This is a genomic window from Nakamurella alba, assembly GCF_009707545.1.
Classification (GTDB): domain Bacteria; phylum Actinomycetota; class Actinomycetes; order Mycobacteriales; family Nakamurellaceae; genus Nakamurella; species Nakamurella alba.
In genome coordinates, this window is record NZ_WLYK01000005.1 from 574757 (window position 1) to 589599 (window position 14843).

Sequence of the window (14843 nt, forward strand, 5' to 3'; positions counted from 1 at the left end):
GAGTGAGAGCAATTATTTGGTTCGCAGCGCTTCCTTTCTGCCCGTTGACCGGGCAATACTGGAGATCGAGGACAACGGCGTCGAGTGGAAGGAGCAGTGATGGCGACACCGGCACGCACTGCGACCCCGCCCGCGGCGCCCCGTCCACGGACCGTGCCGGGCCGGTTGACCGTCGCCGGCGTGCTGGCGCTGCCGGCCGCGGCCGCGGGTCGGCCGATGGTGCTCGCCGGGCGGGCGGGTCTCTCTGCGCCCGTCCGCTGGCTGCACGTCAGCGAGCTCACCGACGTCGAGGGCTTGTTCCACGGCGGGGAGCTGGTGCTGACCACCGGGCTGGCGCTGCCGGACGATCCGGGGCAGTGCCGGGCGTACGTGGATGCGCTCGCGAAGCAGCGGGTGGTCGGGCTCGTGCTCGAACTCGGCCGCCGGCTCTCCCGGGCACCGGACGCACTCGTCGCCGCGTGCGCGCGGGCGGTGCTGCCGCTGATCGTCATCCGGCGCGAGGTGCCGTTCGTCGATCTGGTGGAGGCGGCCCAGCGGGTGCTGCTGGACGAGCGCACGGCCGTCGAGCAGGCTGTCGCCGACGCCCGGGAACGGTTCACCGCACTCTGCCTGGCCGAGGCGTCCGTCGACGAGATCGTCTCCGCTGCTGCGGCTCTCACCGGCGGACAGGTGGTGTTCGCCGATCCGCGCCGCCGGGTGCTGGCGCTGGATGCGGACAACGGGCCGGTGGAGCTGCTGCTCGCCCGGTGGCGCCGGCGATCGGGTTCCGCCCCGGTGGACGATCGGACGACGGTCGACCCGCACACCGGCACCGTGGCGACCCCGGTGGTGGTGCGCGGCCGGATACGCGGACAACTGCTGCTGTTCGCGGCGAGCCCGGGGCCGGCCGATGAGGAGATCCTGGAGCAGGCCGCCGCGGCGCTGACCCTCCGACTGCTCGCCGGCCGCGACGACGGTCCGGTGACCACCGCCCGGACCGCGGTGCTGGCGGACCTGCTGTCCGGTGATGTGCGTGCCACCTCGGTCGCCGTGGCCCGGGCCGCCGCCCTCGGGGTGGAACTGCGGGACCGCCGGTTCGTGCCGGTGCTGGTCGACGGGATCGGTGCCGACCCCACCGACCGCATCCACCAAGCGGCGCAGCGCTCCGGGCTCGACGTGCTGGTCGGGCCGCAGTCGGCGGCCCGGTGGGTGGTGCTGGTACTGCTCCGGCGGGACCAGGACGAGTCCGGGATCGATGTCCTGGCCGCAACTCTCCACGGGAGACGCAATGCCCGGGAGCTGGTGATCGCGGCGGGTACGGCCACCGCCGACCTCGGTGACCTGCCCGCCGCCCTCGCCGAGGCCACCGACGTCGCGGACGCGGTCCGGCTCGGTCCACCGGGCCCGCCGCGGTGCCACCGGGTCGATGACCTCCGACTGCGCGGGGTGCTGACGCTGCTGCGTGACGAGCCACGGCTGCGCGCCTTCGCCGCCCGCAGCCTCGGCCCGCTGCTGCAACGGGACGCCCGGGACGGCGGTGACCTGGTCGCCACCCTCGCCGGCTACCTGGACGTCCGTGGCAACAAGGCGAGAGCGGCTCGCCTGCTGGGTATCTCGCGGCCGACGCTGTACGAGCGGCTGGCCCGGATCACCCGACTGCTCCGCGTCGACGTCGAGGATCCGGAGACCATGACCTCGTTGCACGCCGCGATCATGCTCGCCGGTCGCTGACCGGCTCCCTGACACGGCCGTCCCCGCCGGGACGGCGCCCCACCCTACGAGAGGCAGCACAGCATGTCCCAGATCGAGATCAACGGCGGCATCGTCGAGTACGAACTGCTCGGACCGCCGGACGGCGGTCGGACGTTGACCATCACCCCCGGCGGCCGGTTCAGCAAGGACTACCGCGGCGTCCGGCCGTTCGCGCAGGCGCTCGCCGAGGCCGGCCACCGGGTGCTGATCTGGGACCGGCCGAACACCGGCGCCTCCGACATCCAGCTGTACGGCGAGTCCGAGTCCCACATGCGCGCAGCCACTCTCGCCGGCATGGTCCGCGCCCTCGACCTCGGGCCGGTGGTGGTGATGGGTGGATCCGGCGGCGCGCGCGACTCCATCGTCTTCACCATCACCTACCCCGAGCTGGTGGAGCAGCTGATCGTCTGGTCGATCGTCGGCGGCGCGTTCAGCTCGATGAGCCTGGCCGGCGTTTATGTGATGAACGAGATCCGCACCGTCCGCCGCAAGGGCATCGACGGCATCCTGGCGCAGACCGGACCGGCCGGAAGTTGGTCCGACCTGGTCGCCGCCAACCCGCGGAACAAGCAGCGGCTGGTGGACCTGGGCGCCGAGGAGTTCGAGAAGGTGATGTGGCGCTGGTTCGAGGCCTATGTCCCCAAGGCCAACGAGGCCATCCCCGGCGTGCCGGACCACCTCATGCGATCCATCACCGTGCCCACGCTGATCGTGCGCGGAGGCGAGAACGACATCGACCACCCCAAGCGGACGTCGTTCGAGGTGCACGCGCTGATCCGCCGATCGAGGCTGATCGACCCGCCGTGGCCGGAGGACGCCTGGGAGCGGGGACAGGCCGCCCGGGACGCCGGCACCGGCGGCATCTTCGACCCGTGGATGGACGCGGTGCCGACCTTCCTCGACTTCATCGCCGAGTACTCCGTGCGGGTGCCGGCTTGACCTCGACCGCCGCCCACCCGGTCGCCGAGGCGATCGGGACCGACCGGCCGGCCCGGGGTATCCTGGCCGTGCTGGTGGTCATCTCGGTGGTGTCGGCGCTGCAGAGTTCCGTGGTGGTGCCGCTGATCTCGCACATCCCCGAGGTGTTCTCGGTCAGTGCGGCGACGGCCTCGTGGATCGTCACCGCGACCACCCTGGGCGCCTCGGTGGCAGCGCCGATCATCTCGCGGATGGCCGACCTCTACGGCAAGCGACTGATCGTCGTCTGCACCCTGCTGGTCACCGCGCTGGGCTCGCTGCTGGTCGCGGTGAGCGACGTCTTCGCGATCGCGGTGACCGGCCGCGCGCTGCAGGGCACCGCGATGGCGCTGATACCGGTGTCCATGTCCATCGTGAAGGAGGTGCTGCCCGGCCCGAAGATCGGCAGCGGGATCGCTTTACTGGGTGGCACTCTCGGTCTCGGCACCGCGCTCGGACTGCCGGTGGCCGGCCTGCTGTACCGGTGGTGGGGCTGGCACGCGCTGTTCTGGGTGACGGTGGTGATCGCACCGCTGCTGGCCCTGGCCGCCCAGCTGGTCCTGCCCGGCCGGAGCGTGCAGCAGCGCACCGGGTTCGACGTGCTGGGCAGTGTGCTGTTCACCGTCGCCCTGGTGCCGTTCCTGCTCGCCTTGTCCCAGGGCAACGACTGGGGCTGGGCCGGTCCGGCGGTCCTCGGGCTGTTCGGTGCCGCCGTGGTCGCCGGCGGATTGTGGCTGTGGTGGGAGCGCCGGGCACCGGATCCGTTGGTGGACATCGACATCGCTGCCGGCCGAACCGTGATGCTGACGAACCTCTCGTCCCTACTGCTGGCCGGCGGCATGTTCGCCAACATGTACCTGGCCTCCCAGCAGCTGGCGAACCCGGCCTCGGTGCCGGGCGGTCTCGGACTGCCATCGGAGACCGTCGGACTGCTGATGATCGCGCCGGCCATGATGATCATCGTGCTGTCACCGGTGATCGGGCCGGCGTTGCACCGGTTCGGCGGCCGGACCGTGCTGGTGGCGGCCGCGCTGGCGATGGCGGCGGCCTACCTGGCGCGGATCTGGCTGTCCGGATCACCCACCGCGGTGGTCGTCGGTGCGGTCCTGGTCGGCATCGGCATCTCCTTCGGTCTGTCGGCCCAGCCGATGATCGTCATGGCGGCCGTGCCGGCCGACCGGACGGCGTCGGCGAACGGGCTGAACCAGCTGTTCCGCACTGTCGGCACCTCCGCCTCGGTGGCCGCGGTCGCCGTGCTGACCTCGGCGACCTCGCTGACCACGACCACCGGCGAGTACGCCACCGGCTCCACTTTCCGGCTCGCCTTCATCGGGCTGGCCGCATTGATGGCGCTGGGCGCGTTGCTGGCCTTCCTGGTTCCCGGAACCGCTGGTCGGACTGGTGTTGCGGAATCGTCAGCGGAGCAATAGTTTGGTCCGTAGCAGCTCGCCGCCGTCCCTCCCGGACCCGCCGTCCGTCACGAATCGAGCCCAGTCATGAGCACAACAGTCCCCGCGTCGCCCCGGGTGGACGCCAGTGTCCACATCTTCTTCCGGTCCGACGCCGAACTCCGGCAGTACCTCGGCGAGCCGTGGGCCAGCCGCGGATTCCCGACGCCGGACACCTCCTTCACCGCGCCGCTGGGCGGCCGGTACACCCCGGGATCACGGCCGGACCCGGCGTCGCACCCCGGGTCCGATCCGGAGCAGGTCGGCGGGATCGTCTTCGAACAGCAGGGTTTCGACCTCGCCGTGCTCCACCCGATGACCGTCGGGGTGCTGCCGGACTGGCACCTGGAGTCGGCGATCCTGGAGGCGACGAACCGGATGCTGGTGGAGCGCTGGCTGGACTCCGGCAGCTACGCCGATCGCTTCTTCGGCACCATCCGGGTCAACCCGAACGACATCGACGCCGCGGTGAAGGAGATCCGGCGCTGGACCGGCCACCCGCGGATCGTGCAGATCGGCCTGCCGATGCAGACGCAGGCCCCCTACGGCCGGCCGCACTACCGGCCGCTGTGGCGGGCGGCGGTCGATGCCGGGCTGCCGGTGGCGATCCACTGGGAGATGGGCCAGGGCATCACCCACCCGCCGACGCCGAACGGCACCGCCCGCACCTATCAGCAGCTCGTCGGGTTCCAGCCGCTCACCTTCGTGTTCCACCTGATGAACATGATCGCGGAGGGCGTGTTCGAGGAGTTCCCGGACCTGAAGGTGGTCTTCGCCGACGGCGCCGCCGACATGCTCACCCCGATGATCTGGCGGATGGACACCTTCGGCCGGCCGCACCTCGAGCAGACGCCGTGGTCACCGCGGATGCCGAGCGACTACCTCGCCGGTCACGTGTACTTCGTCAACGGGATGCTCGACGGGCCCGGCGATGTCGACTACGCCTCCGAGTGGCTCCGGATGACCGGCAAGGAGGACATGCTGATGTTCGGATCCAGTTACCCGGACTGGCAGTTCGCCACCACCGAGGCGCTGCCGTCCGGCTGGACCGGCGAGCAGCGCGCGAAGGTGCTGGGCGCCAACGCCGCTGATCTCTACCGCCTGCCCGTGCCCTCGCCCGTCGGCTGAGCCGCCGCCCGCCGCAGCCGCCCCCAGAATCCAGGAGCCTGACATGACCCAGACCGACACCCGCGACGTCACCGCCGGGGCGATGACCCCGGTGCGTGTCGTCGACTGCGACGTGCACCCCTATGCCCGCAAGGGAGTGCTGCACCAGTACCTCGACCCGAAGTTCGTCCGCGAGCAGCGACTGCGCGCCGACGGCGCGAACAACGGGATCTTCTACGATGCACCCGATTTCAACTTCGCGCAGGCGATGCGGGTGGATGCGTTCCCCGGCGACGGCGAGTTCGCCTGCTCCGACCCGGACATGGCGTTCCGCCAGCTGGTGCTGGACTCCGGGTCGGACGTGGTGATCCTCGGGCCGACCTCGGGCGGTGCCGGCGACACCGACGAAGAGGTGACCGCGATGGCAGCGGCCACCAACCTGTGGCAGGACGAGCACTGGCTGGACCGCGAGAACAACTGGCACGGCCGGTTCTTCGGTTCGATCTGCGCCAACATCACCGAGCCGGCGCAGGCCGCCCGGGAGATCGAGAAGTGGGCCGGGCACCCGAAGTTCAAGCAGATCCTGATCCACGCCGAGCCGCGGCCGGCCTGGGGCCACCCGATGTACGACCCGGTGTGGGCGGCGGCGGTGAAACACGACATCCCGGTGTCCTGCCACCTCGGCCGCGGCAAGCACAACCTGCTGCCGATGAGCCCGGTCGGTTTCCTGTCCTACAACCACGACTTCATGGTCACGTACTCGATGCTTGCCGCGAACCAGATCATGAGCCTGATCTTCGACGGGGTGTTCGAGCGGTTCCCGACGCTGAAGATCGTGCTGATCGAGCACGCCTTCAGCTGGATCCTGCCGCTGATGTGGCGGATGGACGCGATCCACGCGGCCCGCGGCAACGAGACCGGGCTGTCCAAGGAGCCCTCGCAGTACGTCAAGGACAACATCTGGCTGACCACCCAGCCGCTGGACTACCCGGAGGACAAGCTCGAGCTGACCCACGCGTTGGAGTGGATGGAGGCGGACAAGATCCTGCTCTTCTCCTCCGACTACCCGCACTGGACATTCGACGAACCCCGTTGGCTGGCCAAACATCTCCCCGAGCCGATGCGGGACGCCGTGATGTTCCGCAACGGCATCGACCTGTTCAAGCTGCCGTCCGAACTGCCGGCGCTGGCCGGGCAGGTCCGGGCCTACTGATGGCGCCCGAGACCGGCGCGGCGCCGGGTCCGCCCACCCTGGCCCGCGGCCGCGAGCACGTCGTCGCGCGGGTGGAGGACATCCCGCCGGGGGAGCACAAGGTGGTGCCGATCGGCCGGTACGGCGTGGGCGTCTACAACGTCCGCGGCACCTTCTACGCCATCGCCAACTACTGCCCGCACGAGGGTGGCCCGCTCTGCGTCGGCCGGACCAAGGGGCAGACCGTCGCCGACCCGGAGAAGCCGGGCGGTGCGCGCGAGGTGCGGCCCGGCGAGTTCGTCTACTGTCCCTGGCACCAATGGGGTTTCGAGCTGGCCACCGGCACCACCACGGTCAAGCCGGAGTGGAGCATCCGCACCTACCCGGTGCGCGTCCACGACGGCCAGGTCCTGGTGACGGCATGAGCACCCTGGCCTCCCGCGCGCTGCCGGTGCGCACCGGGGCGGTCGGGGTCGAGCCCCGGCTGCTGACCGTCGACGAGCGGGAGTCGGTCGACGACTACCTCGCCGGCGGTGGCTACCGGCCGCTGCGCAACCCGGAACGCCTGCTGGAGCAGGTGGCCGCCGCCGGGGTGCGCGGACGCGGCGGTGCCGCCTTCCCGATCGCCCGCAAGATGGTCACGGTGCGCAGCGGCTCCAGCGCCCCGGTGCTGGTCGCGAACGGCGAGGAGGGCGAGCCGGCGTCGGTGAAGGACAAGTGGCTGCTGCGGTTCCGGCCACACCTGGTGTTGGACGGGCTCCGGCTGGCCGCCGCGATGACGGGTGCGCAGCAGGCCTACATGTACGTCTCCGACCCGGTCTCCGCGGACAGTGTCGAACAGGCGCTGACCGAGTTCCCGGCCGAGGGCTGGAACGAGATCGACATCGCCGTGCACCGCGTCGCCCCGACCTACGTCGCCGGCGAGGAGACGGCCGCGGTGCGGTCGATCGGCGGCGGACCGGCGCTGCCCCAGGACAAGCCGCCGCGGCCGTTCGAGGTCGGCGTGCACGGCCGGCCGACCCAGATCAGCAATGTCGAAACCCTGGCGCATCTGCCGGTGGTCCAACGGCTCGGTGCCGACGGCTACCGGGCGGCCGGGACCGCCGACTCGTCCGGGACCTTCCTGATGACCCTCACCGGGGTGGAGCACCCACAGCTGCTGGAGGTGCCGTTCGGTATCAGCTTGCGCGAGATCCTCGTCGCTGTCGGTCATTCCGGCGATCTCCGGGGTGCCCTGATGGGTGGCTACTTCGCCGGGCTGCTGTCCGGCCGGGTGCTCGACCTGCCGCTGGATCACGGCACGATCGCCGGGGCCGGCAGCGGCCTGGGCTGCGGGGCGGTCGCGGTGCTCGACGCCGGCACCTGCCCGGTCGGCGTGGCCGCCGGGGTACTGAGCTACTTCGCCCGGGAGAACGCCGGCCAGTGCGGGTCGTGCTTCAACGGCACCGCCGCGATGGCGGCTGTGCTCGACGCGCTGTGCACGGGCGAGGCCACCGGCGCGGATGTGCAGCGGCTGCAGCGCTGGTCGACGGTGCTGCGCGGCCGCGGTGCCTGCGGCACCCTCGACGGCGCCACGAACATCGCCGCCACCGTGCTGCGCGAGTTCCCGGCCGAGATCGAGGAGCACTTGGAGAGTCGTTGCAGCAGTTGCCCTCCGCCAGCCGTGCGTCGCCGGCCCCCTTACGCCGTGCTCACCGAAGGAGGTGCCTGATGCGGATCAAACTGGACCGGACGGTGTGTGACGGGTTCGGGACGTGCGTCGTGCACGCGCCGGACGTGTTCAGCCTCGACGACTGGGGCTACCCGTCGCTGGCCGCCGGCAACGACATCGCCGCGGCCGACGAGGCCGGCGTGCGCCGCGCCCTGCTCGACTGTCCGGCCCATGCCATCGTCGACCTCGGTGACCCGGTGCCGATGCCGGCCGGCGGTGAGCCGGGTATGGCGCGCAATCTCGGACCGGATGCGCCCTGGACCAAAGCGGCGAACGGTGCCGCTGCGTTGCCCCGGCTGGGGTCGGTGCTGGTCAGGGACCCGACGGCGGATACCGACGATGACTCGTGAAGTCTTGCAGGGTGGGGTGACCGGGGCTACAGTGTGAGCAAATCTTAGGTTTGCAGAAGCACAACTCCCCGCCGCAGCAACCCCGCCGCAGTACCCGGTCCGGTCCCGCCGACAGGACCGGGACCGGGATCATCCGCCCACCGCCAGGAAAGAGGATCAACGATGACCTTGACCGAGAACCTGCCCGCCGCCGCGATCGAGGCGGCACTGGCCCACGGGCCGAACGGGACCGAGGTGAACTCCCGGGTCCCGTTCCACATGACCGACTGGCTGCACGTGCCGACGGAGCGGTACTACTCGCGGGAGTTCTTCGAGCTGGAGAAGCAGAAGCTGTGGACCCACGTGTGGCAGATGGCCGCCCGCGAGGAGGAGATCCCGCAGGCCGGCGACTTCGTCGAGTACGAGATCGTCGGGCAGTCGCTGCTGATCGTCCGGCAGACCGACGGCAGCGTGAAGGCACTGCACAACGCGTGCCGGCACCGCGCCACCGAGCTCGGCAAGGGTTGCGGGCGGTTCCCCGGCAACCAGATCGTCTGCCCGTTCCACGGCTGGCGGTGGCGGACCGACGGCTCGATCAGCCACGTGTTCGGCCGGGAGGGCTTCGACGCGGCGACCGTCAACCCGGACGACATCCGGCTGCGTGAGGCGAAGTGCGAGACCTGGGGCGGTCACGTCTGGGTCAACCTGGACCTGTCTGCGCCGCCGCTGCGCGAGGCGCTGTTCCCCGCGGCCGACATCCTGGAGCGCAACGGTGTGCAGCGGATGAAGGCGAAGTGGTGGAAGGAAGCCATCATCAACTGCAACTGGAAGCTGGCCCAGGAGGCCTTCTTCGAGGGCTGGCACGTCAAGCAGACGCACCCGCAGCTGTACACCTACGTGGACGAGCCGGACAGCGAGACCAACCTGCAGAACACCGAGTACACGCCGTTCGTCAACGGCCACGGGCGTTTCCAGAGCGGCGACGCCCGCGAGGGCTACGGTGGCAAGCCGGACTTCCTGCAGGCTGCCCGGCTGAACTGGCAGGGCCAGGACGCGATGACGCTGGAGCGGGACATCACCGTCTTCGAGTCGGTGGCCGGCGGCATGGACACCCGGGACCCGGCCTACACGAAGAAGGCGATCGACGCCCTGTTCGACTTCTGGAAGGGCGCCGGCGTCCCGGCCCCGGACCGCACGCCCGAGGTGTTGCGGATGTGGGGCGGTGACATCCACCTGTTCCCGAACTACCTGATGCTGCCGATGTACGCGAACTCGCTGGCCTACCGGGTGCGGCCGTACAACGACGACCCGGACTGGTGCCGCTTCGAGGTGTGGTCGCTGACCACCTATCCCGAGGGTCACGACAACGGCCGGCTGGAGATCGCCGGCACCTTCGACAAGGACGACGCCGATCACTGGGGCCTCATCCCCCGGCAGGACTTCGCCAACCTGGAGCGGATGCAGCGCGGGATCAAGAACCAGAGCCTGACCCACACCACGCTGTCCGAGCTGTGGGAGGTCACCATCTCCAACATGCACCAGGAGCTGGACCGCCGGCTGGCCGTCGAGTACTGAGCCGTGTTCACCGAGAACAACATCCAGGACGTCGAGATCACCGACGGCGCACCGTATGTGCGTGCGTTGGTGGACAAGCTGATCGACCTGGACCGGAACCGGATCAACAAGTCGGACGAACTGGTGATGCGCAAGGCGGTCTTCGGGCTGCTGGAGATCGTCGCCGAGCTCGAACGCCGGCTGGTCGCACTGGAGGACCCGATCGCCCGGTCGGAGTGGCAGGGTCGGCTCGAGACCGTCTCCACGGCACCGACTCCCGACCAGGTACGGCTCGGCGAGTGAGCCGTACGCGCGGAAGGGGAGCGTCATGCCGAAGGTGAGGGTGCTGCCGGCCGGGGTCGACCTGGAAGTGCGCGAGGGCGAAGCGGTCGCCGAGGCCGCCTGGCGGCAGGGGTACGTCTGGCCGACGCAGTGCTGGGGCCAGGCGGACTGCATGAGCTGCTTCACCCGGATCGTCGACGGGGAGCTGTGCGCCGTGCCCGCGGAGGAGCTGGAGCTGGACGCGGTGCGGCTGAAGATGGCCGGCCGGATGCGGAACGACCCGCTGATCCGGCTGGCGTGCCAGTTGCGTTGCCGGGGCGAGGGTCTCGTCCTGGAGAAGAAGGGTTTCCGCCCGGCGGAGGAACGCGACCACAACATGGCCGGGGAACCGGTCGAATCAGGAAGAGCGTGAGATGACATCGTTGCAGGACGCCCCACCCGACAGCACCACCGCCGAATCGGTGACGAAAGAACAGTTGAGCCGGCTGTTCTCGTCCATGGCGCGGGAAGAGGCGGTGGACGTCCGCATCCGGAACGGGATCAAGCGCGGTGAGTTCGCGACGGTGATCTGGCCGTCCCGCGGGCAGGAGGCCATCTCCGCCGCCATCGGTCTGGCCCTTCGCCCGGACGACCGGCTGGTCACCACCTACCGCGGGCTGCACGACCACGTCGCCAAGGGGGTACCGCTGCCGGAGATCATCGGCGAGGTGCTGGGCACCTCCACCGGCGCCTCCCGCGGCAAGGGCGGCACCATGCACATCGCCGACCCGGACCACGGCGTGATGATGACGACCGGCATCGTCGGCTCCGGCGTCCCGGTGGCGGTCGGGCTGGCGCTGGCGGCGGTCAAGGACGGGGTCGACCGGGTGGCCGTGGTGACCTTCGGCGACGGCGCCACCAACACCGGGTCCTTCCACGAGGGCGTGAATCTCGCCGCGGTGTGGAAGCTCCCGGTGATCTTCGTCTGCCAGAACAACCTCTATGCCGAGATGACCCCGGTCGAGGAGACCATGGCGATCGAACACGTCGCCCAGCGGGCGCTCGGCCTGGGGCTGCCCGGGGTGACCGTGGACGGCAACGACCCGGTCGCGACCTACCAGGTGATCCGCGACGCGGTCGCCCTCGCCCGGGCCGGTGGGGGACCCACCCTGATCGAGGCGGTCACCTTCCGGTTCGAGGGGCACTACGCCGGGGACGGCGGCAAGTACATCCCGGCCGAGCAGTACGCCGAGGCCAAGCTGCACGACCCGATGGTCACTTTCCCGCGCTTCCTGCTCGAGAACGGCTTCACCGCAGCGGAACTCGACGAGATCCGGCAGCAGGCCGCCGACGAGGTCGAGGCCGCCGTCAAGGTGGTCGTCGCAGCCCCACCTGCGGATCTCGAGGAGATCCGCACCGATGTCTACGCCGACGGATTGGTGGTCACCCATGACTGAGACCCAGACCCTCTCCATCCGGGAAGCGATCAACCAGGGCCTGGACGAGGCCCTGCGCCTCGACCCGAAGGTGTTCCTGCTCGGCGAGGACCTCGCCGATCCGGCGGCCGGCGTCAACGCGGTGACCCGCGGCCTGGCCACCGCGCATGGCATGGATCGCGTGATGAACACGCCGATCTCGGAGGCGGCCATCGTCGGCGCCGCGGTCGGAGCGGCCATCGAGGGCTACCGTCCGGTCGCCGAGATCATGATCATGGACTTCATCGGTATCGCGATGGACCAGATCGTCAACCACGCCGCGAAGCTCCGCTACATGTCCGGCGGGCGGACGTCCTGCCCGCTGACCGTGCGCACCGCGGTGTTCGCCGGCACCGGCTCCGGCGGCACCCACTCGCAGTCACTGGAGGCATGGTTCATGCACGTGCCCGGGCTGAAGGTGGTCTACCCGAGCAACCCGGCGGACGCGAAAGGCCTGCTGCTGTCCTCGATCTTCGACCCGGACCCGGTGCTGTTCATGGAGGCGTCCCGGCTGTACGGGGTGAAGGGCGACGTGCCGGTCGGCGACGGGTACCGGGTGCCGATCGGCAAGGCGGCGATCGCCCGGCCGGGCACCGACCTGTCCATCATCACCTACGGGCTGGCCACCTCCGCGTCGTTGTCCGCGGCCGAAGCGCTGGCAGCGGAGGGGATCTCGGCGGAGGTGATCGACCTGCGCACCTTGCTGCCGCTGGACATCGACACCGTGGTGGAGTCGGTCGGGCGGACCCGGCGCGCGGTCATCGCACACAACGCGACCACGGTGGCCGGGCCGGGCGCCGAGATCGCGGCGCAGGTGTCGGCCAAGCTGTTCGGTGCGCTGGACGGACCGGTGGAGCGGGTGGGTGCGCGGTTCACGCCGATCCCGGCCCGGGCATCGGAGGCCGCGGTCACGTTGAACGTGGCGGACATCCTGAGCGCCGCCCGTCGCACGCTGGGGGTCGTCGGTGTCTGACCGCGTCGCGCTGTCCATCCCCAAGGTCTCCATGGGCACCGAGGAGGCCACCTTCGTCGACTGGATCGTCGGCGACGGTGATCCGGTGAGCGTGGGCGACCCGATCTACAGCGTGGAGACCGAGAAGGTCGAGACCGAGGTGGAGGCGGCGGCGTCCGGGGTGCTCCGGCACGGCGACGTCGAGGCCGACGAGACCTACCCGGTGGGCACCGAGGTCGGCTGGATCGAGACGTCATGACCGTCAGCTGGGACCACACCGTCGACGTGGTGGCGATCGGCAGCGGGGGCGGCGGCCTGCTCGCCGGGATCGCCGCGCGGGAGGCCGGTGGCCAGGCGCTGGTGATCGAGAAGCGTGATCTGCTCGGTGGTTCCACCGCCATGTCCGGCGGTGTGGTGTGGCTGCCGAACAACCCGCTGATGCAGCGGGACGGCATCGCGGACTCCGACGAACTGGGCATGGAGTACTTCGGGGCGACCGTCGGCGACGTCGGTGCGGCGTCGTCCGACGAGCGGCGCCGGGCGTTCCTGACCGAGGGCCAGGCGATGATCCGGATGCTGATGCGCAAGGGCGCCCGCCTGGTCCGCTGCCCCGGGTACAGCGACTACTACTCGAACAATCTCGGCGGCAACGCGGCCGGGCGCTCGATGGAGCCGGCTGCCTTCGACGGGTCGGAGCTGGGGGAGTGGCTGCCGCTGATCCAGTCCGGGCTCGCCAAGGGCGTCGGGATGAACGTGATGACCAACGAGCTGCGAGATCTGCAGTACTTCAACAGATCTCTGAAGTCCTTGCGGATCGCCGCCCGGGTGCAGCTGCGCACCTGGCGGGCGCAGCTGCTGCGCAGGCCGGTGCTGACCAACGGCACCGCACTGGTGGCGCGGCTGGTGCAGGCCGCGGTGGCGAGCGGTGTCGAGCTGTGGACCGGCGCTGCCTTCGACGACTTCGTGGTCGAGGACGGCCGCGTCGTCGGGGTGCGGGTGATCCGGGACGGCCGGGTGCTGCTGGTGCAGGCGCGGCGCGGGGTGGTCGTCGCCGCAGGCGGTTTCGCCCGGAACGCGGAGATGCGCGAGGAGTTCGGCGGAACCCAACGGACGGACCCGGCCTGGTCGTCGTCGAACCCCGGGGACACCGGTGATGCGCTGCGGGCGGCGATCAAGCTGGGCGCCGAGACCGATCTGATGGACGAGGCGTGGTGGCTGCCGGGGCCGTCGCCCGCCTTCGGGATGAGCACGCTGACCGCCGCGCGGAACCGGCCGAACACCATCATGGTCGACGCGGCCGGCCGGCGGTTCGTCAACGAGAGCAACTCCTACGTCGAGGTCGGCAAGGCGATGTTCGCCCGGAACCGGACGTCGACCGCCGTGCCGGCCTGGCTGGTGTTCGACGAGCACTACCGGCGGCGGTACGCGCACCGGCGCAGCCTGCTGGTCGGACGGCTGCCGAAGGAATGGCTGTCCTCCGGGCTGCTCGTGCAGGCGTCGTCGCTGGAGGAGCTCGCGTCGAAGTGTGGGATCGATCCGGCGGGGCTGGCGGATCAGGTGGCGCGCTGGAACCGGCACGCCGAGCAGGGGCGGGATCCGGAGTTCGGCCGCGGGACCTCCGCCTACAACGACTGTCTCGGTGATCCCGGGCCGGGCGTGCCGAACCCGGCGGTCGGGCCGATCGACAAGCCGCCCTACTACGCCTTCCAGCTGTTCCCGGGTGACGTGGGGACCTGTGGTGGCGTACTGACCGATGCCCAGGCGCGGGTGCTCGGCGCGGACGGGCCCATCCCCGGGCTGTATGCGACCGGCAACGGGACGGCGACCGTGATGGGTCGGCACTACCTCGGCGCCGGCGCGAGCATCGCCTACTCCATGATCTTCGGCTACATCGGGGCGCGGCACGCGATGGCGCAGGTGCCGGCGGTGGTGGCCTGAGGCCGGCCGTGTGAGACCCCGGCTGCCCGGTGGTGGACTGCCGCTGCCGGGCAGCCGGACACCCTTGTGTTGTCGCTCGTCGGGGGTCGCGCCAATGCGAGCACGCTCGGTCGCTGTTGCGTCTCGGATCGGCTGCGGAGGGTGCAGGCGCTCCGGGACGTGTGGACCGATCGCCGAGGCGAGGTGGA

The 14843-nt window shown here is 70.5% G+C and carries 15 protein-coding genes; all 15 read left to right on the top strand.

Annotated features, from left to right (window positions below; genetic code table 11):
* Positions 1-99 precede the first annotated feature (99 nt).
* The 15 genes from GIS00_RS14610 (at position 100) to GIS00_RS14680 (ending at position 14655) form a co-directional block, all read left to right on the top strand.
* The gene (locus GIS00_RS14610; protein ID WP_154769128.1) at positions 100-1710 is read left to right on the top strand and encodes a PucR family transcriptional regulator; all 1611 of its coding nucleotides are present in this window, start codon (positions 100-102) and stop codon (positions 1708-1710) included.
* A gap of 63 nt (positions 1711-1773) precedes the next feature.
* Positions 1774-2670 (top strand): alpha/beta fold hydrolase, encoded by an 897-nt coding sequence (locus GIS00_RS14615; RefSeq protein ID WP_154769129.1) that lies wholly within the window; start codon positions 1774-1776, stop codon positions 2668-2670.
* Complete coding sequence (locus GIS00_RS14620; protein ID WP_196073287.1) at positions 2667-4118, top strand: MFS transporter; 1452 nt, start codon at positions 2667-2669, stop codon at positions 4116-4118. The genes GIS00_RS14615 and GIS00_RS14620 overlap by 4 nt, the downstream gene beginning before the upstream one ends.
* A 66-nt stretch (positions 4119-4184) precedes the next feature.
* Positions 4185-5264, top strand: a complete 1080-nt coding sequence (locus GIS00_RS14625) for an amidohydrolase family protein (RefSeq protein ID WP_154769131.1) — start codon at positions 4185-4187, stop codon at positions 5262-5264.
* 43 nt (positions 5265-5307) lie between these two features.
* Positions 5308-6456 carry an amidohydrolase family protein gene (locus GIS00_RS14630; protein ID WP_154769132.1) on the top strand — a complete coding sequence of 383 codons (1149 nt, stop codon included), beginning with the start codon at positions 5308-5310 and terminating at the stop codon, positions 6454-6456.
* Positions 6456-6860, top strand: coding sequence for a Rieske (2Fe-2S) protein (locus tag GIS00_RS14635; RefSeq protein WP_154769133.1), 405 nt, complete (start codon positions 6456-6458; stop codon positions 6858-6860). Before GIS00_RS14630 ends, GIS00_RS14635 begins: the two co-directional genes overlap by 1 nt.
* Entirely contained in the window at positions 6857-8146 is a 1290-nt protein-coding gene (locus tag GIS00_RS14640) for an NADH-ubiquinone oxidoreductase-F iron-sulfur binding region domain-containing protein (RefSeq protein ID WP_154769134.1), read from the top strand. The genes GIS00_RS14635 and GIS00_RS14640 overlap by 4 nt, the downstream gene beginning before the upstream one ends.
* Positions 8146-8496 (top strand): ferredoxin, encoded by a 351-nt coding sequence (locus GIS00_RS14645; RefSeq protein ID WP_154769135.1) that lies wholly within the window; start codon positions 8146-8148, stop codon positions 8494-8496. The genes GIS00_RS14640 and GIS00_RS14645 overlap by 1 nt, the downstream gene beginning before the upstream one ends.
* A gap of 162 nt (positions 8497-8658) precedes the next feature.
* The gene (locus tag GIS00_RS14650; RefSeq protein WP_154769136.1) at positions 8659-10050 is read left to right on the top strand and encodes an aromatic ring-hydroxylating oxygenase subunit alpha; all 1392 of its coding nucleotides are present in this window, start codon (positions 8659-8661) and stop codon (positions 10048-10050) included.
* A 3-nt stretch (positions 10051-10053) separates the two neighbouring features.
* Positions 10054-10332: a hypothetical protein gene (locus tag GIS00_RS14655; RefSeq protein ID WP_154769137.1), complete on the top strand. Its 279-nt coding sequence runs from the start codon at positions 10054-10056 to the stop codon at positions 10330-10332.
* A 25-nt stretch (positions 10333-10357) separates the two neighbouring features.
* The gene (locus GIS00_RS14660) at positions 10358-10723 is read left to right on the top strand and encodes a 2Fe-2S iron-sulfur cluster-binding protein (protein WP_154769138.1); all 366 of its coding nucleotides are present in this window, start codon (positions 10358-10360) and stop codon (positions 10721-10723) included.
* Between the two features lies 1 nt (position 10724).
* Complete coding sequence (locus tag GIS00_RS14665; RefSeq protein WP_154769139.1) at positions 10725-11747, top strand: thiamine pyrophosphate-dependent dehydrogenase E1 component subunit alpha; 1023 nt, start codon at positions 10725-10727, stop codon at positions 11745-11747.
* Positions 11740-12738, top strand: coding sequence for an alpha-ketoacid dehydrogenase subunit beta (locus GIS00_RS14670; protein ID WP_154769140.1), 999 nt, complete (start codon positions 11740-11742; stop codon positions 12736-12738). The genes GIS00_RS14665 and GIS00_RS14670 overlap by 8 nt, the downstream gene beginning before the upstream one ends.
* Complete coding sequence (locus GIS00_RS14675; protein WP_322097971.1) at positions 12731-12976, top strand: biotin/lipoyl-containing protein; 246 nt, start codon at positions 12731-12733, stop codon at positions 12974-12976. Before GIS00_RS14670 ends, GIS00_RS14675 begins: the two co-directional genes overlap by 8 nt.
* A complete protein-coding gene (locus GIS00_RS14680) occupies positions 12973-14655 on the top strand; it encodes an FAD-binding protein (RefSeq protein WP_154769141.1) in 1683 nt (560 codons plus the stop codon). Before GIS00_RS14675 ends, GIS00_RS14680 begins: the two co-directional genes overlap by 4 nt.
* Positions 14656-14843: the final 188 nt, after the last annotated feature.